This window comes from Corynebacterium sp. 045007 (assembly GCF_040743205.1).
Classification (GTDB): Bacteria; Actinomycetota; Actinomycetes; order Mycobacteriales; family Mycobacteriaceae; genus Corynebacterium; species Corynebacterium jeikeium_D.
The window spans coordinates 16,376-36,629 of record NZ_JBFLKW010000012.1 but is presented as its reverse complement, the minus strand read 5'-3'; the positions used below and the strand labels follow the sequence as shown (position 1 = coordinate 36,629).

General features: G+C 60.1%; 19 protein-coding genes. 10 read left to right on the top strand and 9 right to left on the bottom strand.

Annotation, left to right across the window (positions count from 1 at the left end):
- Positions 1 to 175 precede the first annotated feature (175 nt).
- Genes AB1Z34_RS07320 through AB1Z34_RS07310 form a run of 3 tightly spaced genes read right to left on the bottom strand, consistent with a single transcriptional unit; the run spans position 176 to position 3,920 of the window.
- On the bottom strand, positions 176 to 1,138 hold the full coding sequence (locus AB1Z34_RS07320; RefSeq protein ID WP_070603964.1) for a MaoC/PaaZ C-terminal domain-containing protein: 963 nt from the start codon (positions 1,136 to 1,138) through the stop codon (positions 176 to 178).
- A 53-nt stretch (positions 1,139 to 1,191) separates the two neighbouring features.
- Positions 1,192 to 2,550: a 3-oxoacyl-ACP reductase gene (locus tag AB1Z34_RS07315; protein WP_367158131.1), complete on the bottom strand. Its 1,359-nt coding sequence runs from the start codon at positions 2,548 to 2,550 to the stop codon at positions 1,192 to 1,194.
- Between the two features lie 47 nt (positions 2,551 to 2,597).
- Positions 2,598 to 3,920: an acetyl-CoA C-acetyltransferase gene (locus tag AB1Z34_RS07310; RefSeq protein ID WP_016421400.1), complete on the bottom strand. Its 1,323-nt coding sequence runs from the start codon at positions 3,918 to 3,920 to the stop codon at positions 2,598 to 2,600.
- Positions 3,921 to 4,216: 296 nt separating this feature from the next.
- Between AB1Z34_RS07310 and AB1Z34_RS07305 the strand changes: the two genes are divergently transcribed.
- The 5 genes from AB1Z34_RS07305 (at position 4,217) to AB1Z34_RS07285 (ending at position 9,504) form a co-directional block, all read left to right on the top strand.
- Complete coding sequence (locus AB1Z34_RS07305; RefSeq protein ID WP_367158130.1) at positions 4,217 to 5,110, top strand: phosphoribosylaminoimidazolesuccinocarboxamide synthase; 894 nt, start codon at positions 4,217 to 4,219, stop codon at positions 5,108 to 5,110.
- 50 nt (positions 5,111 to 5,160) lie between these two features.
- Entirely contained in the window at positions 5,161 to 7,347 is a 2,187-nt protein-coding gene (locus AB1Z34_RS07300; protein WP_076773412.1) for a S9 family peptidase, read from the top strand.
- Positions 7,348 to 7,351: 4 nt separating this feature from the next.
- Positions 7,352 to 8,023 carry a 5,6-dimethylbenzimidazole synthase gene (gene bluB, locus AB1Z34_RS07295; protein ID WP_048732096.1) on the top strand — a complete coding sequence of 224 codons (672 nt, stop codon included), beginning with the start codon at positions 7,352 to 7,354 and terminating at the stop codon, positions 8,021 to 8,023.
- A 133-nt stretch (positions 8,024 to 8,156) separates the two neighbouring features.
- The gene (locus tag AB1Z34_RS07290; RefSeq protein WP_222865203.1) at positions 8,157 to 8,966 is read left to right on the top strand and encodes a polysaccharide deacetylase family protein; all 810 of its coding nucleotides are present in this window, start codon (positions 8,157 to 8,159) and stop codon (positions 8,964 to 8,966) included.
- Between the two features lie 46 nt (positions 8,967 to 9,012).
- Entirely contained in the window at positions 9,013 to 9,504 is a 492-nt protein-coding gene (locus AB1Z34_RS07285; protein WP_016421395.1) for a glutathione peroxidase, read from the top strand.
- A gap of 6 nt (positions 9,505 to 9,510) precedes the next feature.
- On the opposite strand, the gene AB1Z34_RS07280 is transcribed toward AB1Z34_RS07285, so the two are convergent.
- Entirely contained in the window at positions 9,511 to 10,449 is a 939-nt protein-coding gene (locus AB1Z34_RS07280; protein WP_042388202.1) for a hypothetical protein, read from the bottom strand.
- Positions 10,450 to 10,568: 119 nt separating this feature from the next.
- Here AB1Z34_RS07280 and AB1Z34_RS07275 point away from each other — a divergent pair, with 119 nt between their 5' ends.
- Entirely contained in the window at positions 10,569 to 11,276 is a 708-nt protein-coding gene (locus AB1Z34_RS07275) for a hypothetical protein (protein ID WP_049190233.1), read from the top strand.
- Here the strand turns inward: AB1Z34_RS07275 and AB1Z34_RS07270 are convergent.
- Positions 11,273 to 12,280 carry an acyl-CoA thioesterase gene (locus AB1Z34_RS07270; RefSeq protein ID WP_016421392.1) on the bottom strand — a complete coding sequence of 336 codons (1,008 nt, stop codon included), beginning with the start codon at positions 12,278 to 12,280 and terminating at the stop codon, positions 11,273 to 11,275. The genes AB1Z34_RS07275 and AB1Z34_RS07270 overlap by 4 nt on opposite strands.
- 29 nt (positions 12,281 to 12,309) lie before the next feature.
- Between AB1Z34_RS07270 and AB1Z34_RS07265 the strand changes: the two genes are divergently transcribed.
- The 3 genes from AB1Z34_RS07265 to purM all read left to right on the top strand — a co-directional run bounded on the left by AB1Z34_RS07265 (position 12,310) and on the right by purM (position 15,592).
- Positions 12,310 to 12,750 carry a sterol carrier family protein gene (locus tag AB1Z34_RS07265; protein WP_016421391.1) on the top strand — a complete coding sequence of 147 codons (441 nt, stop codon included), beginning with the start codon at positions 12,310 to 12,312 and terminating at the stop codon, positions 12,748 to 12,750.
- Between the two features lie 101 nt (positions 12,751 to 12,851).
- On the top strand, positions 12,852 to 14,369 hold the full coding sequence (gene purF, locus AB1Z34_RS07260) for an amidophosphoribosyltransferase (protein ID WP_222865207.1): 1,518 nt from the start codon (positions 12,852 to 12,854) through the stop codon (positions 14,367 to 14,369).
- A 158-nt stretch (positions 14,370 to 14,527) separates the two neighbouring features.
- The gene (gene purM / locus AB1Z34_RS07255) at positions 14,528 to 15,592 is read left to right on the top strand and encodes a phosphoribosylformylglycinamidine cyclo-ligase (RefSeq protein WP_016421389.1); all 1,065 of its coding nucleotides are present in this window, start codon (positions 14,528 to 14,530) and stop codon (positions 15,590 to 15,592) included.
- Positions 15,593 to 15,901: 309 nt separating this feature from the next.
- Here purM and AB1Z34_RS07250 read toward each other — a convergent pair whose 3' ends face one another.
- Both AB1Z34_RS07250 and AB1Z34_RS07245 read right to left on the bottom strand, forming a co-directional pair.
- A complete protein-coding gene (locus AB1Z34_RS07250; RefSeq protein WP_005511943.1) occupies positions 15,902 to 16,084 on the bottom strand; it encodes a DUF3073 domain-containing protein in 183 nt (60 codons plus the stop codon).
- Between the two features lie 260 nt (positions 16,085 to 16,344).
- Positions 16,345 to 17,499 carry a folate-binding protein YgfZ gene (locus AB1Z34_RS07245; RefSeq protein ID WP_367158128.1) on the bottom strand — a complete coding sequence of 385 codons (1,155 nt, stop codon included), beginning with the start codon at positions 17,497 to 17,499 and terminating at the stop codon, positions 16,345 to 16,347.
- An 80-nt stretch (positions 17,500 to 17,579) separates the two neighbouring features.
- Here AB1Z34_RS07245 and AB1Z34_RS07240 point away from each other — a divergent pair, with 80 nt between their 5' ends.
- Positions 17,580 to 18,467 (top strand): aminodeoxychorismate lyase, encoded by an 888-nt coding sequence (locus tag AB1Z34_RS07240; protein WP_367158127.1) that lies wholly within the window; start codon positions 17,580 to 17,582, stop codon positions 18,465 to 18,467.
- A gap of 77 nt (positions 18,468 to 18,544) precedes the next feature.
- On the opposite strand, the gene AB1Z34_RS07235 is transcribed toward AB1Z34_RS07240, so the two are convergent.
- Positions 18,545 to 19,225 carry an FABP family protein gene (locus AB1Z34_RS07235; protein ID WP_367158126.1) on the bottom strand — a complete coding sequence of 227 codons (681 nt, stop codon included), beginning with the start codon at positions 19,223 to 19,225 and terminating at the stop codon, positions 18,545 to 18,547.
- A gap of 101 nt (positions 19,226 to 19,326) precedes the next feature.
- The gene (locus AB1Z34_RS07230) at positions 19,327 to 20,184 is read right to left on the bottom strand and encodes a DUF2993 domain-containing protein (protein ID WP_256887281.1); all 858 of its coding nucleotides are present in this window, start codon (positions 20,182 to 20,184) and stop codon (positions 19,327 to 19,329) included.
- Between the last annotated feature and the right edge of the window lie 70 nt (positions 20,185 to 20,254).

The window sequence follows — 20,254 nt, the reverse complement described above, 5'->3', positions numbered from 1 at the left end:
GGGAGGAGGAAGCGGTGTCTCTCTGGGGGATCTCGGCGGCGGGGGCTGGGCATGCCAGACGTGCCCTCGGGAAAGCACAACTGGAACGACGAAAACGCCGCGTTTTGGAAAGGCCCAGTCAATGAGGAGACTGGTTTTCCAAAACGCGGCGTTTTCTACAGCGCTTTCGCATCAACTACTTCAGCGGGCGAACACTTCCGGTGAAGTGCGGACGCTTCTTCTTGCGATCCCACGCGACGATGTTGACTGCACGGCCGATGTTGGAGCTGCCCTCAGTCAGGTTGTGAGCAGCACCTGCACCGTCACCGGTGTGGGTGAGTGCGACGTTGATGGTAGTCGGCAGAACGACCGGCACACCGAAGGAGATCTGGAACTCGTACGACTGACCCGGCAGAACCTGTGCCTCAGCCAGCGCGCGGGAGGCGGTGTACATGCCGTGTGCAATCGCTGCCGGCATGCCCAGAGCCTTCGCGGAGACAGAGGTGATGTGAATCGGGTTCCAGTCACCGGAAACCTTGGCCCACTTGCGGCCGGTGTTGCCAGCCAGCTTCCACTGAGCAGTGGGGAAAGGGACCTTGAACTGCTCGCGCTTGACGGTCTCGGCGCCGGACTTGATGGCCTCACGCTGTGCTTGGACCTCTTCGAAGTCCTCAGCATCCTTCAGTCGAACGCCCTTGGCCAGGTACACCGACTGCTCCTCGACCAAGGTGGCGCCGGAGGTGGACGATGTAACAGTCGATTCCAGAACAACCTCAGTGCCCGAGCGGTGAGCGCGGAATGCGGCAACCTTCACCGAAATATCAACCTTGCCACCGAGCGTGACAGGCGAGATTTCGCGGTAAGTGTTCTCGGTGTGGACCAGGCCCATCATCGGCAGCGGGAAATCATCCGCAGCCATTAGCTCCATCTGGATGGGCATGATGAGGGCGTGGATGTGGCCGAAGAAAGCCTGTTCAGACTTCGGGGCGCCAACGACGTCGCGGAAGTCCTGGTCACGGTCGGCATCGACAGTGACGCCCTTGACCACTAGTTCATCGACCTTGATTTCGGTGGAGTTCGGGCGTTTCTTCGCCGAACCAGCAGCTGCCTTGGCGTAGAGCGGAACCAGATTGGGAATGGCATCCAGGGTCTTAGCCATAAGTTTTCCTCTTTCCTCCTTATCGGGAGCCTATGCGGAAGCCGCGACTTCGCTTAGGCGCCGACGATGTTCTGACCGCAGACGCGCAGGACGTGACCATTGACGCCGAGAGCGCGGTCGGAGACCAGGAAGGCGATTGCCTGGGCGACATCGCCCGGTTGGCCACCCTGCTGCAGCGAGTTCACGCGTCGAGCAACCTGGCGGTTGACGAACGGAATAGCAGCGGTCATGTCGGTCTCGATGAAGCCCGGAGCAACAGCGTTGATGTTGCCGCCGCGCTTAGCGAACTCCTCAGCGTAAGCCTCGACCATTGCGATAACACCGGCCTTGGAGGTGGCGTAGTTGGTCTGACCGCGGTTACCTGCGATACCGGAGGTGGAAGCCATGGTGGCAATACGCGGAGCCTTCTCGAAGGCCTTGTGGTTCAGCAGCTGCTCGTTCATCTTCAGCTGAGACTCGATGTTGACGGCGATGACCGAGCCCCACTTGGCTTCGTCCATGTTGGCGAACATCTTGTCGCGGGTGATGCCTGCGTTGTGGATGACGATGTCCAGGCGACCGTAGCGGGCTACAGCGGCATCGGCAATGGCGTTGCCGGCGTTGTCGGCAGTGATGTCCTGCTGCAGAGCCAGGCCACCGAGCTCGTTGGCAACCTTGGACAGAGCCTCGCCAGCCTGTGGAACGTCGATGACGATGACCTCTGCGCCGTCAGCCTTGAGCTGGCGAGCGATAGCGGCACCGATACCACGGGCGGAACCGGTGACAGCGGCAACCTTGCCAGCCAGCGGCTTATCCCAGTCGGACGGGATCTCGCCAGCGTCGGAGGTGACGCGGAGGAACTGGCCGTCGATGAAGGCCGAGCGGCCGGAGAGGAAGAAGTGCAGGGAGGAAATCACGGACGGTGCGGTGACTGAGACACCCGGAGCAACGAGGATGCCGTTGGCGGTTGAGCCGCCACGAACCTCGTGGCCGAGGGAGCGAATCAGGCCCTCGATACCACCGGCGACAGCGTTCTCAGCGACCTCGGCCGGGGTTGCGTTGTGGTGAGCATCCTTGGCGCGGGAGACGGTGACGATGCGGCCACCCTTGTCCAGCTTGCGCATGTGCTTTGCAGCAGCGAGCACTGGGCCCTGCAGCTCTGCCGGACGCTTGGCCTCAGTGGCGACGAGGACAATGGCACCAATCTTGTCGTCAGCGGCGGTGCCACGACGGACCTGCAGGCCCCACTCGGCCAGCTGAGCTGCAACCGCGTCCGCATCTGCACCCTCGCCGGTGACGAGCACCTTGTCGTTGTTCAGAAGCGGACCGCCCGGCTTGTGGCGGCGCAGGAACGGTGGCTGCGGCAGGCCAGCGGCCTTAGCCAGTCCAGTGAGCGGACCACCGTTGACGAGTTCCTGGTACTTATCGGTCATGGAAAATTCTCCTTGAAAGTAAAAGTGTCTTTATCGGTGGTGCGCTTTTAGACGCGAGCCTCGAGAACTGCGACAACACCCTGGCCGCCTGCAGCACAAACGGAGATCAGGCCGCGAGTGGTCTTGCCGGTCTCGTCTGCCTTCTGACGCAGCATCTTGGCGAGGGCTGCCACAATGCGGCCGCCGGTAGCGGCGAATGGGTGGCCGGCTGCCAGGGAAGAGCCCTTGACGTTGAGCTTCTCGCGCGGGATGGAGCCCAGCGGGCCTTCCAGTCCAAGCTTGGTGCGGCAGAACTCCTCGTCCTCCCATGCCTTCATGGTGGACAGGACAGTGCCGGCGAAGGCCTCGTGGATCTCGAAGAAATCGAAGTCGTCGAAGGTCCAGCCGTTGCGGGCCAGCAGGCGCGGGGTGGCGTAAGCCGGAGCCATCAGCAGGCCCTCGTCGCCGTGGACGAAGTCGACTGCGGCTGCCTCGGAATCGACGACGTCGGCAAGCACCGGCAGACCGCGCTCAGCGGCCCACTCCGGGGTGGAGACGAGGACGGCGGAGGCGCCGTCGGTAAGCGGAGTGGAGTTACCGGCGGTCATGGTCGGCTCTGCTTCCAGGCCGCGGCCGAAGACTGGCTTGAGCTTGGCCAGCTTCTCCGGGGTGGAGTCCGGGCGCATGTTGGTGTCGCGGGAAACGCCCTTGTATGGGGTGACGAGGTCAGTGAAAAAGCCCTCGTCGTAAGCGTTTGCCATGTTCTGGTGGGAAGCGGCGGCGAGCTCGTCCTGCTCAGCGCGGGTGACGCCCCATTTGGCGGTGGTGATTGCCTGGTGCTCACCCATGGACAGGCCAGTGCGTGGCTCGCCGGTCGACGGAGTGTCTGGAGCCAGGTCGGACGGACGAGCCTTCAGGAAGACCTTTGCCATGTCCAGAGTGGACTTCTGGCGGCTGGCCTCCAGCAGGATCTTGCGCAGACGGTCGTTGACAGCAATCGGAGCGTCGGAGGTGGTGTCCACGCCGCCGGCGATGGCGGAGTCAATCTGGCCCAGCTTGATCATGTTGGAGACAGAGTTGAGGGCTTCCATGCCGGTGGCACATGCCATCTGAATGTCGAAAGCCGGGGTGTCCGGCGCCAGTGCGGAGCCGAGGACACACTCACGGGTGAGGTTAAAGTCACGGGAGTGCTTCAGCACAGCGCCGGCGGAGACTGCGCCGAGGCGCTCGCCGCCGATACCGAAGCGGGCGACGAGACCGTCGATTGCGGCGGTCAGCATGTCCTGGTTCGACTCGTTAGCGTATTCCTTATTAGAACGAGCGAACGGAATGCGGTTACCACCGACGACGACTGCGCGGCGCAGAGAGTTATTGTTGGCCTGAGCTGCCATGTGATTGTTCCCTTCAAAATCCTTGAAGTGTGACGTGAATTACTAAATTTAGACAATACTGGTATCGGTGTTTTCTGTCACGTTTTTAGAAATATTTTTGTCCAGTCATCTACCGAGCGGGGGAGGTGAGGGGTAAACACCGTCGTCCACCTGTGAAAAATTCGATGGGCAGCACTCCGGAATCTCAAAAGTTTTCCCGCTTGACGACGGTAATTGCGTCAATCCCCACTAGTTGGGGTGGCGGCCGGAGGTATCAATAGAGTGCAAAGGCGTATAGGGGTTTAGACTTTATCGCCATGCGACCTGAACTTTCCTCGTATAACCATCTTTCCGCGGGCAAGGTCCGGGAAATCTACGAGATTGACCCTGAGACTCTGCTGCTTGTGGTCAGTGACCGTATTTCTGCCTTCGACCACATTCTGGAGACCCCGATTCCTGACAAGGGTCGAGTGCTCACCGCGATGAGCGTGTTCTTCTTCGATGAGATTGACTTCCCGAACCACATGGCTGGCCCGGCTGACGATGAGCGCATTCCGGAGGAGTGCCTCGGCCGTGCGCTGGTGTGCAAGAAGCTGGACATGCTGCCATTCGAGTGCGTCGCACGTGGCTACCTGACCGGCTCTGGTCTGGTCGAGTACAAGGAAAACGGCACTGTCTGTGGCATTGAGCTGCCAGAGGGCCTCGTCGAGGGCTCCAAGTTGCCAGAACCGATTTTCACCCCGGCCACCAAGGCCGAACTGGGCGAGCACGACGAGAATGTCTCCTTCGACGCCGTTGTGGAGTCCCTGGGGCAGAAGCGCGCCGAAGAGCTGCGCGATGCCACCCTGCGTATCTACACCCAGGCTGCTGAACTGGCTGCTGAGCGCGGCATCATCCTGGCCGACACCAAGTTCGAGTTCGGTCTCGACTCCGACGGCAATCTGGTGCTGGCCGACGAGGTTCTCACCCCGGACTCCTCCCGCTACTGGCCAGCCGACTCCTACCAGGAGGGTTCGGTTAACCCGAGCTTTGACAAGCAGTACGTACGAAACTGGCTGACCTGCTCCAAGTCCGGCTGGAAGAAGGACGAGGGCACTCCGCCGCCAGCGCTGCCGGGTAGTGTTGTGGAAGCAACTCGCGAGCGGTACGTCGAGGCCTACGAACGACTGTCGGGCCGCCGCTTCTCGGACTGGATTGGAGAATCTGCGTGAGCGAAGTGACCTTGGACTCGGCATCCGTCGGCAAGCCTGCAAAAAAGGATTTGCCTGCACCCCGTGCACAACGGAAGCCGGTGACTCGGTCCTTCCACGGAAGGGACTTCACCGATAACTTCGAGTGGCTCCGCGATAAGGAAAACTCCGAGGTTATCGAATACCTAGAGGCTGAAAATGCCTATACGGAGGCTTTTACCTCCGATCTTGACGGCACCGCGGACGCGATTTTTAAGGAGATCAAGTCGCGCGTGCAGGAGACCGATATGTCGGTCCCAACTCGCCTTAATGGCTGGTGGTACTACTCGCGCACGCAGGAGGGTAAGTCCTACGGGATGAGCTGCCGCGTGCGTGCGGAGGCCGGTGACGGTCTTGCCGCGTGGACTCCGCCGACCATTGCCGACGATGCCCCGGCACCAGGAGAACAGGTCATCCTGGATGCCAACGAGCTGGCCGAAGGCCATGATTTCTTCGCCCTCGGCGCAGCGAGCGTCTCCGCGGACGGCAATCTGCTGGCCTATTCCACCGACGTCACAGGCGACGAGCGCTACACGCTGCGCGTAAAGGATTTGCGTACGGGCGAACTGCTTGACGACGAAATTGCGGGCATCGCCGCAGGTGCTACCTGGGTCGGCTCCGAGTGGATCTTCTACCAGAAGGTCGACGAAGCCTGGCGGCCGGATTCCGTGTGGCGTCACCGCGTGGGCACCTCCACCGAGGATGACGTCTGTGTCTTCCATGAGCCCGATGAGGCCTACTGGGTCGGAGTCGGTACGGTACGCAGCGAAAAGTACCTGATTATTGAGAGCTCCTCGAAGATTACCTCCGAGGTTTGGTACCTGGACGCCAGTGACCCGACCGGTGAGTTTACCTGCGTGCGCCCGCGCGAGGCCGGTGTTGAATACGACATCGACCACGCCGTCATCAGCGGCCGGGATATGTGGCTGATTACACACAATATGACTGGCTCGAACTTCGCACTGGCCATGGTGCCAGTGGGGTCTTTCGACAGCGTTTCAGAGCTCACTGAGCTGGTTCCTCACCGCGATGACGTCCGCGTTGAGGGCGTCGACTGCTTCGCTGGCCACATCGCGTTTGGCTACCGTCGCGGCGGTATTGGCCGTGTGGCGCTGGCGGTATTGGATCATGACGAGGATGGTGCTGGCTCCGCTGGTGATATCTCTGATACAGGCGATGCTGCTGTTCCAGTGCCAGCGTCCGCTGTGAACTTCGTCGAGCTCGACTTCGACGAAGAGCTCTATTCCGCAGGCACTACCGGCAACGCTGAATGGGACACCCCGGTGTTGCGCTACGCTTACGGCTCCTTCACCACGCCGTCGCAGCTCTGGCAGATTGACATTGCCTCTGGCAAGCGAGTGCTGCTCAAGGAGCAGAAGATTCGCGGGGAGTTTAATCGCGGTGATTACGTCGCCAAGCGTGAATGGGTGAGTGCAGCCGACGGTGCCCAGATTCCGGTATCGATCATCCACCGCGCGGACCTGGACCTGAGCAAGCCGAATCCGACGCTCCTCTACGGCTACGGCTCCTATGAATCGTCGATGGATCCGGGCTTTTCCATCGCGCGGCTCTCGCTGCTGGATCGCGGGATGATCTTTGTCATTGCACACGTCCGCGGTGGTGGCGAGATGGGTCGTGGCTGGTGGGAGAACGGCCGCGCAACCACGAAGAAGAACACGTTCACTGACTTCGTCGCCGTCGCTGACTACCTGCTGGATTCCGGTTGGACCACGCGCGAGCAGCTGGTAGCACTCGGCGGTTCGGCGGGTGGCATGCTGATGGGCGTGGTCGCAAACATTGCTGGCGATAGGTTCGCGGGCATTCAGGCCGTGGTCCCGTTTGTCGACTGCCTGACGTCCATGCTGATGCCAGAGCTGCCGCTGACCGTGGTGGAGTGGGATGAGTGGGGCGATCCCTACCACGACCCGGAGGTCTACGACTACATGGCCTCCTACGCGCCGTACGAGAACATCTCGGCCGATGCGAAATACCCGAAGATTCTCGCGATTACTAGTTTGAACGACACCCGCGTGCTCTACGTGGAGCCGGCAAAGTGGATTGCCAAGCTGCGCGAGGTTGCCGGAGGTCAGCCGGGGCAGTTCCTGCTCAAGACCGAGATGTCCGCTGGTCATGGTGGTGTTTCCGGTCGTTACGAACGTTGGCGTCAGACTGCCTTCGAGTACGCCTGGATTGTCCACACTGCTGGTGCGGTGGAGTAACGGCATGGATATGCGCACGCTGCTGGCAGCGCAGGGTTTTGACACCGATTCGCTTTCCGACGATCAGTTGGCCGTCTACCACACCCTTTTTCGGCGGCGGGATGTGCGCCGCGAATTCGCCGGAGAAGTGGTGGACAGGGAGCGATTGATGCGCGTGTTGGCGGCGGCCCACGCTGCCCCATCGGTGGGGCTGTCCCAACCATGGGACTTTCATATCATTCAGAGCCCGGACCGCCTGCGGCAGTTTGCCGACCACGTAGCCGGACGCCGCGCTGAATTCGCGGCCAAGCTCGAAGGCGAGCGGCGTGAGACCTTCAATCCGATTCAGATTGAAGGAATTGTGGACTCGGGAACGGGCATCGTCGTCACCTATGACCCGACCCGTGGCGGCAAGAACATTCTCGGCCGCGACACCGTCGATGACACCGGCCTCATGTCAGTCGCGCTGGCTATTCAGAATCTGTGGCTGGCTGCTACGGCAGAGGGGCTCGGCGTCGGCTGGGTCAGTTTCTACCATGAGGATTTCCTGGCTGACTTTGTCGGTGTCGAGGCACCCGTGCGCCCGGTGGCCTGGCTGTGCATTGGTCCAGTAACGCACCTGGCCGAGGAGCGTGACTTGGAGAAGTTCGGTTGGCGCAAGGGACTGGCGCTCGATGAGGTTGTGCATTGGGGATAATCCGCGCTGCAGACGCGAATTGATGCCCTGCGATGGCGCTTTTTGAACTCTTACTTGAAAGGCTTCTGAGTATTCTCCAAGCCTTGTCCTCTCCGTTACCAAAAATTTACATACGCCTGTTTTTGTTGAATCCATGGCAGGCAGTGGGGTGCAAGAACAGATTCGGACGACCGACCAGGTCATTCGTCCAGCGGGCAAAGAGCTCGTAACTGTTGACGGTGGTGAGGTCGGTTCGCCGCTTTTGGTGTCGGTGTCGGGTTTGCGCGATGGCACATTGCTCGACGTCGCTCGTTTCGTGGCAGCGATGGAACAGCGCGGTATTACACCGTCTCTGCTGGTAGCGCCGCATGCGGGTAAAAACTGGTCGTTGCGGGAAGCTCCGGCGGTGCTGGATTGGCTCCGCCGTCGTAGCGATGACGGCATCGAGATTGTTCTCGCGGGGTTTGATCAGTCAGTTCGAGGCCGGGGCGCGGAATTTGCGTCGTTAAGCGAACATGAAGCGCGTTTGCGCCTGACCGCCGCAACGCGCCAGATGCGTGCGATGGGTTTTGAGACGGACGTCTTTGCACCGCCGAAGTGGACCATGTCGCCAGAGACCATGAACGTGCTGCCGGAGCTGGGCTTCCGTGTGGCAGCGGACCGAAATGGTGTCCGCGACCTGACCACTGGTGCTGTTGATCCGACTCGCGTGCTGGCTATCGGCGAGGGCTTCGGCGGCGCCGGTTGGTGGCGCCGTGCGGTGCGCTCCTCGGTGCAGCGCTCGCTGGAGAAGGGCCGCGCGGTGCGCATCTCCGTCAACGCTTTGAAACTGCGGGAGCACAAGCTACGCCAGGATGTTGTCGGCATCATTGACCAGGCGGTCGATGGGGGTGCGCAGCCGGTCAACCACTCTTCGGTGCCACTGGGCCGCGAGCTCTTTGAAGGTATGGAGCAGGTCGGCTAGTCGCTACCTCTGACGGCTATCGGGGCACTGCCCTAGTGTGGGGTTTATGAGCAATCTCTTCGACATCCCAGTGACCACCATCGACGGCAACGAAGCAACGATGAATGACTGGGCAGGCCACGTTCTGCTTATCGTCAACACCGCCTCGGAGTGCGGTTTCACGGATCAGTACGACGATCTGCAAGGACTTTTCGACGAATTCGCACCCCGTGGCTTCTTCGTCCTCGGCTTCCCCTGCAATCAGTTCGGTGGGCAAGAGCCCGGCAACGCCGAGGAAATCAAGCAGTTCTGCCAGCGCGAATTCGGCGTTACCTTCCCGCTCTTCCAAAAGACGAAGGTCAACGGCGATGGCGCGCACCCACTGTACAAGCTGTTGAAGGAAACCCCGGACGCCGACGGCGAGGCTGGGGATGTGAAGTGGAACTTCGAAAAGTTCGTTGTCTCGCCCGAGGGTGAGGTCATCGGCCGTTTCCGCTCCAAGGTCTCGCCTGACGACGACACTCTGCGCGACCTCATCGAGGAAAACTTGCCTATTTAAACTTGGCTATTTGGTGGCGTCCAGCGGTGCTTGCTCGAAGTAGCCCGTGGCACCGTAACCCACGATGCCACCTCGGTTGCGCAGGGTCATGCTAGCTAGACCGACCTTGCCAAGCTCATCGCCACCGATGGTGACCCAGTCCCCCTGAACCGCGACAACCATGTTGGCGTGCACCCCAAGGCCTGCGGGGTAGCGGTAGAAAATGATGTCACCCACCTGAGGAGAGAAGTCCTTGTCGGTGACGAAAGCATCATGTGCCTTGTAGGCATCCATGAGCTGTTCGACATCCGTAACCAGCCATGGGTTCTCGGTTGTGGCAGCCGAATCCTCGGGCGTATCAAAGACCGGAACACCCGCGGAAGCGAGCAGGAATGACAAGAATGGCGCAGTCCAGGAACCGGAGCAGTCGACCGTGTTGCCGAATGCGTCAAGGTTTGGATTCAGTTTCGAAGTCTCGTTCGCAGCCGCAGGTGCAGAACCCGGCCTGGTGGCAGCAGCGGCGGCGACGGCATCTGCATCAGCAGTTGGGTCTGCGTCTGAATTCGGGTGCTCGCCGACCTTGGGGATAACGCTGCGGATGTCGTCATCAGTAGCACCACACGCCAGGCCGAAGTAAACCTCAGGGGAGGGCTGCTCCTCGTACTGATAGCGCGCAACATCCTTCAGAGCCTGCTGATAGTAAGGGCGGTCTGCCTCGGTGCGGGGGAACGTGCCACCACGCCACGCCAGAACATTGATAGGACCGAAGAGCGTGAACCACCCGGCGAAGAGGAATACCGCCGTCAGTACCAGGATGGACACAGGCGGGATAGCGGCGCGAACACGTTGCAGCATGCTCGGTGAGGATGCGTTCTCCTGGCCGTCGTCAAGCGATGGTGAGGAAGACTCAGACCGTGCTGCATGAGGCTGCTGTGCGGGTACAGGCGCGGGTGAATCGGTGGTCATATCTTCCCAGGATAGTAGGCGGCGCTGCGGTCGTCCTTGGCGAGTGCGTCTGAGCCGTACGTAATGGCCTAGTCTGCGGCTCCTGCTGCAGAAGAGGGCGTGCAGTTAAACTGTGGTTCATGACTTCACCCGACATGCGTAACGAGGCCGAGCACGACCCTCGTGAGGATTTGCCGAGCTTCCTGCGTGAGCCGGACAAAATAGACAAGCTTCTCTATGCAGCGCTGATGCTGGTTGCCGTGTATGGCTTTGCAATCATCCCGTTCCGTGCGGTTTTGCTGCTCAAGTACACGTTCTTGCACACATGGCTGACAGGATCGAATCTGTCGGTGCTGATTCTCGCGTCGGAAAACGAGGACCGGCCGCTCTTCCTCTTCGCTGTTGTAGTGATTGCGGCGCTTTCGACAATCAAGTTCATGCCGTTCTTCTACTGGATGGGCAAGAAGTGGGGCACGGAATTCATCACGATGAGTTTCGGCGGACACCCACCGCGATGGTTTAAGAAGATGGAGAACTTCATCTATGAACGCATCGGGCTGAGTGTGCTGGCATCGTTTGTGCCATTCTCGCCGATTCCGGCCACGATTGTCGTGGCCATCGGTGGTATTGCGAAGGTGCGCGGCTGGGTAGTAGGCGTGTACCTCTTCCTCTGTGCCGCAATGCTCAAGTGCTTCTACCTGTACTTGGGCCTGAAGTTTGGCCCAAGCATCCAGGGCTCCCTGCAGACGATTGACCGGTACGTCACCTACATCACCTTCGCGCTGATTGGCTGGATGTTCCTATCCATCTGGTGGAAAAACAGGAAGCCGGGTAGCCAGGCGGCTTAGTCCTGTTCGCGCTCAATCAGCGGCAGTGGGCTGTACTTGTCACGCAACGCCTTCAGTGACAGATCGTGAGCGTGCAGGCGCTTGTCCTCATCCGTCGTCGGCTGGAAGTGCGGTACGGGCTGCGGGTTGAAATCGTCATCAATGGCGACATACGTCATGGTCGAGTGCAGTGCCTTGCGCAGTCCACCGACACCCTTGCGGGGCTCACAGCAGTAGACCTGCACCGACAGGTGCATCGAGGTCGTGCCTGTACGCAGGATGCGTGCGCGCACCTCAACCAGGTCGCCAATGTGGATTGGGCTGTAGAAGCGAATACCACCTGCGTAGACAGAAATGGTCTGGCGCCCTGCCCAGTTGGTGGTAACTGCCGTCGCAGCCTCGTCGATCCACTCCATGGCGGTGCCGCCGTGGACGTTTCCGCCCCAGTTAACATCGGTCGGCTTTGCCAGGAAACGAGTGGTCAGTTCGGGTGCGGAAGAGTCCGCGGAGTAGGTCTGCGCGCGCATGCTGGCCTCGATGTCGCGGCGAAGCTCAAAACGGGAAAGAGCGGCCTTCTCAACGCGCTCTTCTTCCTCCGTTTGCGGCACCCACTTCGGCACTGGAGTCGACTTACCGTTTTCATCCATGGCCACGAAGATCACCAGGCAGTCAGCTGCGCGGGTGAACTTGCCCTCGCGCGGATCAGCCGAGAGCACTTCGTTGACGATGTGCATGGAACTGCGGCCGGTATGCGCAATCTTGGAGCGCACCTCGACAATGTGGCCACTGGGAATCGGGCGAGTGAAGTGAATGTGACCGAAGTACGCAGTCACGCAGTAGCGTCCCGACCAGCCGGTCGCGCAGGCGTAAGCGGCCTTGTCAATCCACTGCAACACACGGCCGCCGTGGACAGAATTGGTTCCGGCCATAATGACATCGGTCGGCGATGCCATAAAACGGAGTACAAGAGATGGTGACGCTGGAGCATGCACCTGTTCAGCTTTTTCAGTTGACTGCGTATCCATATATGAAAGCATAACTCTAGGATGAGGTTATGGTATCCAAAATCTCGCCTTTCGACGTTCGCAGCGCTCTTTCCACCGCCGCACCCTGGGCGGCGCAACGGCTTCTCGGCCGCGAATTGCTATCTGACCAAGAGGCTGCCTCCTTCATCGGGCCGGATGGGGCGCAGGGGTCGTCGTTAAGCCGTGCGAGCCTTGCCAAAGCGGTACGTCTGTCCGTGCGGATGCTCGCCCAAGAGGCTCCGGGGCATAGCGTCGAGGTGCGCGTGCCGCCCTTCGTCGCGGTCCAGTGCATTGAGGGCCCCAGGCACACGCGCGGTACGCCGCCCAATGTCGTGGAGATGTCGCCGGAGATTTGGCTGGGACTCGCGTGCGGAATGATCACGTTAGAGCAGGTGCAGGCGCACATCGATATGTCGGGAACGCGCGCGGCGGAAATTGGGAATCATCTGCCGGTGGCGCGCATTTCTTAAAGCCCGTGGGGGGATGCTGAATTGGTGCCCAGGCGGGTGGGGCTATTAGTGTGAATGTCGTGGCCGATACCAACATTTCAGGTGCACCAAAGACCAAACTTTTGCCAATTTCGCCATACGACGATTTGGGGGAGACATCCCCGCGCGAAGAATGTGGCGTTTTTGGCGTTTGGGCACCTGGCGAAGACGTGTCCAAACTCACCTACTATGGCCTGTTTGCCCTGCAGCATCGCGGCCAGGAAGCCGCCGGTATCGCAGTCGGCGACGGCGACCAAATTCTCGTATTCAAGGACCTGGGCCTTGTTTCCCAGGTTTTTGATGAGCAGACGCTCGACGCTCTGAAGGGGCACGTAGCGGTGGGGCACACGCGCTACACCACCGCTGGCGCTCCTGCGTGGGAGAATGCACAGCCGATGTTCCAGATGGCCTCCGACGGCACGGACATCGCGCTGGGGCACAACGGCAACCTGACCAACCACCTCACGCTGTTCCATGAGGCGGTCGACAAGGGCTTACTGCGTGAAGAGGGCGAGCTGCCCAGTGACTCCGCAATCATGACCACTTTGCTTGCCGACGAAACCGGCAAGATTGACCACCCCGAAGATTACGGCTGCAGCACCAATGTAGAAGCGGCCGCGATGGCACTGCTGCCGCGTTTGAAGGGTGCTTTCTGTCTTACTTTCACCGATGGCGAGACGCTGTACGCCGCGCGTGACCCATACGGTGTACGCCCGCTGTGCCTGGGGCGCCTGTCCGGTGGCTGGGTAGTCGCATCCGAGACTTGCGCGCTGGATATCGTCGGTGCATCGTTCGTCCGCGAGATCGAGCCAGGCGAGATGGTGACCATTGATGCTTCCGGTGTGCGTTCGCAGCGTTTTGCCGAGACCACCCACGCTGGATGCATTTTTGAGTACGTCTACCTGGCCCGCCCGGACTCCAACATCCGTGGTCGCTCCGTCAACGCGGTGCGTCTTGAGCTGGGTCGCCAGTTGGCCCGCGAGTTCCCGGCTGACGGTGACCTGGTGATGCCAGTGCCGGAATCCGGTACCCCGGCCGCTGTTGGCTACGCTCAGGAATCGGGCATCCCGTTTGGACAGGGGCTGACCAAAAACGGCTACGTGGGGCGTACCTTCATTCAGCCTTCGCAGACGATTCGTCAGCTGGGCATCCGACTGAAGCTGAACCCGCTGAAGGAAGTTATCGCCGGTAAGCGCTTGGTCGTGGTCGATGACTCCATCGTCCGCGGCAACACCCAGCGCGCACTGATCCGCATGCTGCGTGAGGCCGGTGCAAAGGAAGTGCACGTGCGCATCGCCGCGCCGCCAGTGAAATGGCCGTGCTTCTACGGCATTGACTTCGCCTCTCCGGGCGAGCTGTTGGCCAACGGCGTCGATGAGAATGACATCGTCGCCGGTATCGCAACCGCGATTGGCGCCGACAGCCTGGGATTTGTCTCCATCGATGGCATGGTCGCCGCTTCCGAACAGGCAAAGAGCGAAGTGTGCTGTGCCTGCTTCGATGGCAAATATCCACTGGGGCTGCCGGAAGGCAATCCGAATGCGGCAGCTGTGGAGAGGATGCAGGCAGCCCAGGCTGCCAAAGCCGCAACGAGCAATTAGCCTCGAAACCTCCTTAGAATGAACTACGAGAACTGAACCGAGAACGAAGCGCAAGCGGTGCTGTGGATTGCAGCCGTTGCTTTGTTCCCGGTCCGCCAATACTCCCGGATACGGCAGTAACGCCGCCCGGGGGAGAAAGTTTAAAGCGAGAGCCTCTAATGACCGAGAACGTTTCTGGTGCTTCCTACGCTGCAGCCGGTGTCGACATCGAAGCCGGCGACCGCGCCGTTGAACTATTCGCCCCGATTGCCAAGAAGGCCACTCGCCCAGAGGTCCGTGGCGGGCTCGGCGGTTTTGCCGGCCTGTTTGCACTGGGCAACTACGAAAAGCCGCTGCTGGCCGCATCCTCCGATGGTGTGGGGACCAAGTTGGCCGTGGCGCAGGCCGTCGGCAAGCACGACACCATTGGCCTGGACCTGGTCGCCATGGTTGTCGATGACCTGGTCGTGTGCGGTGCCGAGCCGCTGTTCCTGCAGGACTACATTGCAATTGGCAAGGTCGTGCCGGAGCACGTCGCCGAGATTGTTTCCGGCATCGCCGAGGGATGCGTCCAGGCGGGTTGCGCCCTCCTGGGCGGCGAGACTGCAGAGCACCCGGGTGTGATGGAACCGGGTGAGTACGATGTCTCCGCTACCGGCGTCGGTGTCGTGGAAGAGGACAAGCTTCTCGGCCCGGACCGCGTGCGTGAGGGCGATGTCATTATCGCCATGGAGTCCTCTGGACTTCACTCCAATGGCTACTCGCTGGCTCGCTACGTTCTCCTGGAGAAGGCCGGTCTGGAGCTCGACGGTTATGTCGAGGACTTCGGGCGCACCCTCGGTGAGGAGCTGCTGGAGCCAACCAAGATTTATGCGAAGGACTGCCTGGCTCTCATGAACGAGGCCGAGGTCCGCACTTTCTGCCACGTCACCGGTGGTGGATTGGCTGGCAACATGGTTCGCATCATGCCGGAAGGCCTGACCGCCGACATGAGCCGCGCAACTTGGACCCCGGGTCCGATTTTCAAGACCATTGCTGAGCTCGGCAACGTCTCCCGCGAGGAGATGGAGAAGACCTTCAACATGGGTGTCGGCATGGTTGCGATTGTTTCCGCAGAGGACCGCGATCGTGCCCTGGCTCTGTTGACTGCCCGCCACATCAACGCTTGGGAGCTGGGTACTGTCCGCAAGAGCGAGGCGGGCGAGGACGGGGCTGTTTTGCGCGGCAGCCACCCGCGCTTCTAGGTTCGGCCGGCCGTCGGTTTACTGCGACGGGCGGCCGGGATGCGGGTTGCACAACGGAGATCCCAGAAAACCACGGGCTGCAAATGTGAAACTGTATGAGTTTATGACACTTTCGAGCCGTTTTTCGGGCGATTTTTGTCATAAACGCAGTCAGTAACTCGGATTGATTCGCCGCGGCCGAACATAATCGGCCGAACATAATCGCAGTCGACTAAGCAAAGCAAGCACCCACCAACGGAATCGTTGGTGGGTGCTTGCTTTATTGAAATAGAAACGCTTTGCGGAAAATACGACAGCGGTTAGCTTGCGCTAGCTGTCGCGACCAGCGCCTGAGGCCCATTCCTCCCAGTCAGAGTAATAGTCGTCTCGATCGGACTCGTTCGACTTGCCGACGAGTTCCCGCTGCAGACGTTCCAAATCCATTTCTGGTGAATCGTACTTGAGCTGACGGGCAACCTTCGCCTGCTTTGCTTTCGCACGGCCGCGACCCATGGCCTGACCCCCTTGTGTAATCCGTGGGGCGGCACGGGGATACGGCCGACCCACTTATGTCTTATTGCGTTAATTCCTGTAAGACACCATAGCCGATTTTTAGACGAAGGGGTTACGCGGGGAGGCCCATAGTGGGTCGTGTCCTCGCGCTCAGGCAACTCAATATATGCTGTGGCCTGGGGAAATATCCTTTCTGAAAAAGAATGGAAAAAGTTATTTTTTCACCACTCTGTCTGGTGGCTTTACCTATTTCCTGTTACCTATTTCCCACGCAGGCGGTTGATGGCCACACGGCCCGGCGGCAGCTGCTCAACGCGGTCGATGGAGGAAGGGTCGACGGCCACGGCGCAGTCACCCACCACAAGGCCCTCGCGCTCCTGAGCTGAGCGTTTAAGCAGAGCCAAAGCAATCGGGCCGTAATCGGCATGTTGCACGACGGTGCCCACGCGGCCCACGGCGCGCTTGCCCATCATCACTGGATCGCCGGTTTCCGGCAGGGTGGCCGAGCCGTCGAGCTGCAGCATCACCAAAACTCGTGGGGAGCGACCAACATTGTGGACACGTGATACCGTCTCTTGGCCGCGATAGCAGCCCTTGTCCAAGTGCACGGCAGCCGTGTCGAATTCAGAGGCGATCCAGCGCGGAGCCTCATGCGGAATCATCTTCTCGTCTACGTCGATTCCCAGCTCTGGCCGCAAGGAGACTACGCGTTCGGCCTCCCAGCCCATCAGGCCAACTGGAGAGGCACCAGCGGCCACCAGCGCGTCCCAAGCGCCGACTAAATCCTGTCGGCGTACGAGCACATCCACACGTCCGCCGCGTGGCCACGGCAGGTGCCGGACGTAGGAATGTCCCACAGTCGTAGCTTTGCCCATCTGCGGGAATGCGAGACCAGCGGCTACCAGGACCTCAGGGGCATTCGGCCCCATGACGGAAATAATCGCCCTTTCTACCTCAGCAATTTCCACCTTGGACCAGAACACCATCATGTTCAGGTACTTCAACAGGGAGTCGAAGCCGGAAGGGGGCACGTCGATAAGCACGGAATCGTCCAAAACAGTCAGCGTCATGTGATGGAGAACGTGACCGTTTGCATCCAGGTTCAGTGCTTCAGTGACAGTGCCGGGAGCGGCTTCGTCGACCTTCTGCGAAAAAAGTGTGTTGAGGTAGGTCAGGCGATCCTCGCCAGTGACCTCAATAACGCGGTAGTACGAGCGATCTACTACTCCGCAGTCCTCCTGCAGATGACGTTGCTCTACCAGCGGACGGCCGTAGTGCCATGCCACGCTAGCTTGCCCTGTGGTTTGCTCAACGTTTTTCGCTGAGTTTCCGTCTGGGGCGTTCTCTGAGGCCTTCTCCAAACCTTCCATCTGTCCGCCCAGTTCGAGGGCAGCGGCGCCAGCCACGTGAGACATCAAAGGACTTACATACTCAACACTCACTCCCTCATGTTAACCAGAAATCCTCAAATTAAGCATGGATTAAGCTTGTGTGTATGACGGATTCGCTTTCTTCTCTAGTGCTTATCGACGTCTTCGCAGACGGCGGCCCGATTGCTGTCGAGGCAGGACAGCCGTTCCTCTACGCGGATGATCTCGGAGCTATTCGCGGCGACGGAGTTTTTGAAACACTCCTGGTCAGGGGTGGTCATACCTGTAATACCGACCGGCATGAGAAGCGATTCGCATCGTCAGCACTAATGCTGGATTTGCCAGTCCCAGATCTGCAGCAGTGGCGGGCGGCTACCGAGGTCGCACTACAGGAGTTGCGCGATAGGTCAATTGAGGGGGATGCGACGTTGCGGTGGGTTTACTCGCGTGGTCGCGAGTCCACTGGAAAGCCGACTGGCTACGTTTTGGCTAGCTCTGCGGAAAGGGTGGCGGAAAACCGTCTGAAGCCGGTATCGGTCATGCTTGCAGAGCGCGGTTTCTCGCTCGACCTTGGCTCCCGTGCACCGTGGGCGCTCATCGGCGCGAAAACGTTGTCATACGCAGCTAATATGGCCGCTTTGCGCTATGCCAAGTCCAAGGGTTTTGACGATGTCATCTTCACGTCCGCAGAGGGCAAGCTCTTGGAAGGCCCAACATCGACCATCATCGTTCAGCGCGGCAATGAACTGCTGACTCCCAACCCCGGTGAAGGAGTGCTGCCGGGCACAACTCAGGCAGCGCTGTTTGAAACAGCCGCCAACTGCGGCTGGAAAGTCACCCCGACGGTCCTGGTGCCCGGGGACCTATTCACCGCCGATGCGGTATGGCTGGTGTCTTCGGTGCGTATCGCGGTCGTGGTTAAGTCCATCGATGGTGAACCCATCCGGCAGCCGGATGCAATCGCGGAAAAGGAATTCCGCGACCTGTGTGACAAGGCGCTGGCGACGCAGTAGGGCCCCAAACAGTAGGGCTTGATGCAGTTGGGCGCCGCAGTAGGGCGCCACAACGCCCGTCGTAAAGCGGGGAGAACCTAGCCAGCGTAGCGCTTGAGCTGCGCGGACATGCGGGGAGCGAATTCCTCATCCCGCAGGCGCTCGTCTACCCACCCGAGATCGTTGTTCGGCATCAGACCGTAGAGGCGCTTGCCCGGGCCAAGGGATGCAGGACCGGTAGCAGTGACCATTGTGGAGGCTGCTTGCAGCTCCCATGCGCGCTCGGAGACCGGCTTGCCGTAGTAAATCTCAGTGACGCCGGTGGAGTGGACGCAGATGAACTCAATCTCGTCCTCGGTGTTGATGCGCCAAAATCCCGTTTCGCGCTGGTCGGGACCGGTCGGCTTGCCTTCTTCGTCCAGCTTCCAGATGCGCGACTCATACTTCAGGTAGTTCTCGCCATCGTGGCTGAAGATGAGCTGCTGGCCGAAGTTGTACTCGCCGTCGACGACAGTGTTCGCTTGCCCCTCACCGCGCCACACGCCGACCAGCGGCAGTAGTGCCAGCAGGCCGTCGTGAATATTCGGGCCGAAGCGCAGGTTAGCGGTCTCGTCGGGGATCGGGAGCCCCTCAAGCTCAGTGATGTTGCGCGTAGCGGTGCTCTTGGCCTGTTCGGCCGCGCGGTTGATGGCCTCGTTGCCGTCGAGGCGAGGGGCTTCCGCAGCTGCAGGCTCCTGTGCAGCGGCGTCTGTCTGGTTGCTGCCATTCTTCTCGGTCATGCTTCACACTCTACCGCTGAAGCTCTTGTGGCCATGTATGGGCTGTTGTCGCATGGTGCTAACGCTGCAACGACGCTTAACGGCGATGCTTGACGACGGCCTTAGCGACGCACCCGACAGTTCTTCTCCGGCAGCTTCTCCGTGGATTGAGCTGACGCCTCGGCATCCTGCTGGGATGTCGGCGGCATGAAGTTTGTTGGCGACACGGTGCACAGAATCTGTTCGCCTTCGATGGTGATAGAACCGCCCGACACGTACACGCGAGTCGCCGGCATGCCCATCGGTATATCTGAATCCCGCAGTGTCAGAGCGAAGGTGTCCATAATGTGCTGCGTATCAGCCTCAGACAGCTCAGGTTTGACGTGGTTCTTAGAATCCGTTGGGGACGAGGGCGCAGAAATGATCTCCATCGGCGTAATGACCACGTCGCGGCTGACAATCCGCAACTTCGCCGTAACCTGGGTTTTTCCCTGCCATCCGGCTGGCGTGGCCTCGAAGATAGCCTCAGTCTCCCAGCCGCCGGTGGGGGAGGAGTCCTTCAGGCTCTGGATGCTCAAATCGGTCAGTCCCAGCTTGTTTCCCAGAGAGACACCGTCGAGCGAGAGCTTAGTGAAGTACTGCTTCGTCGGCGATTCTGGGAAATTACCGCTGAGCACTGCCGATGCCGGAATCTTAACGTTGGAAGCTCCGTACTCCAGAGATACCAAGCCGAAGTCGGGCACCTCGACATCGCGGATGCGCGAGGTTACGGAGCTCCACTTACCCGTAACAAAGGAAGACAAGTAGGCCTTGCCACCAATGGCGACGTATGGGGTCATCTCCAGCTGAGCAGTCTCCTGAATATGCTCGGAGAGCTTGTACTCCGCATGGCTGGCGAAGCCCATGTCGGTGGCGATTACCAGCGCGGCAACGGCGAGGATGGAGCCACCAATCTTCTTCTGTCGTCGGGAAATGGACACACTCTATTAGTACCCCATCGCTTTTGGCTCAGACGACATCGGGGAAGTGTTGAATTCGCTGCTGTGTATA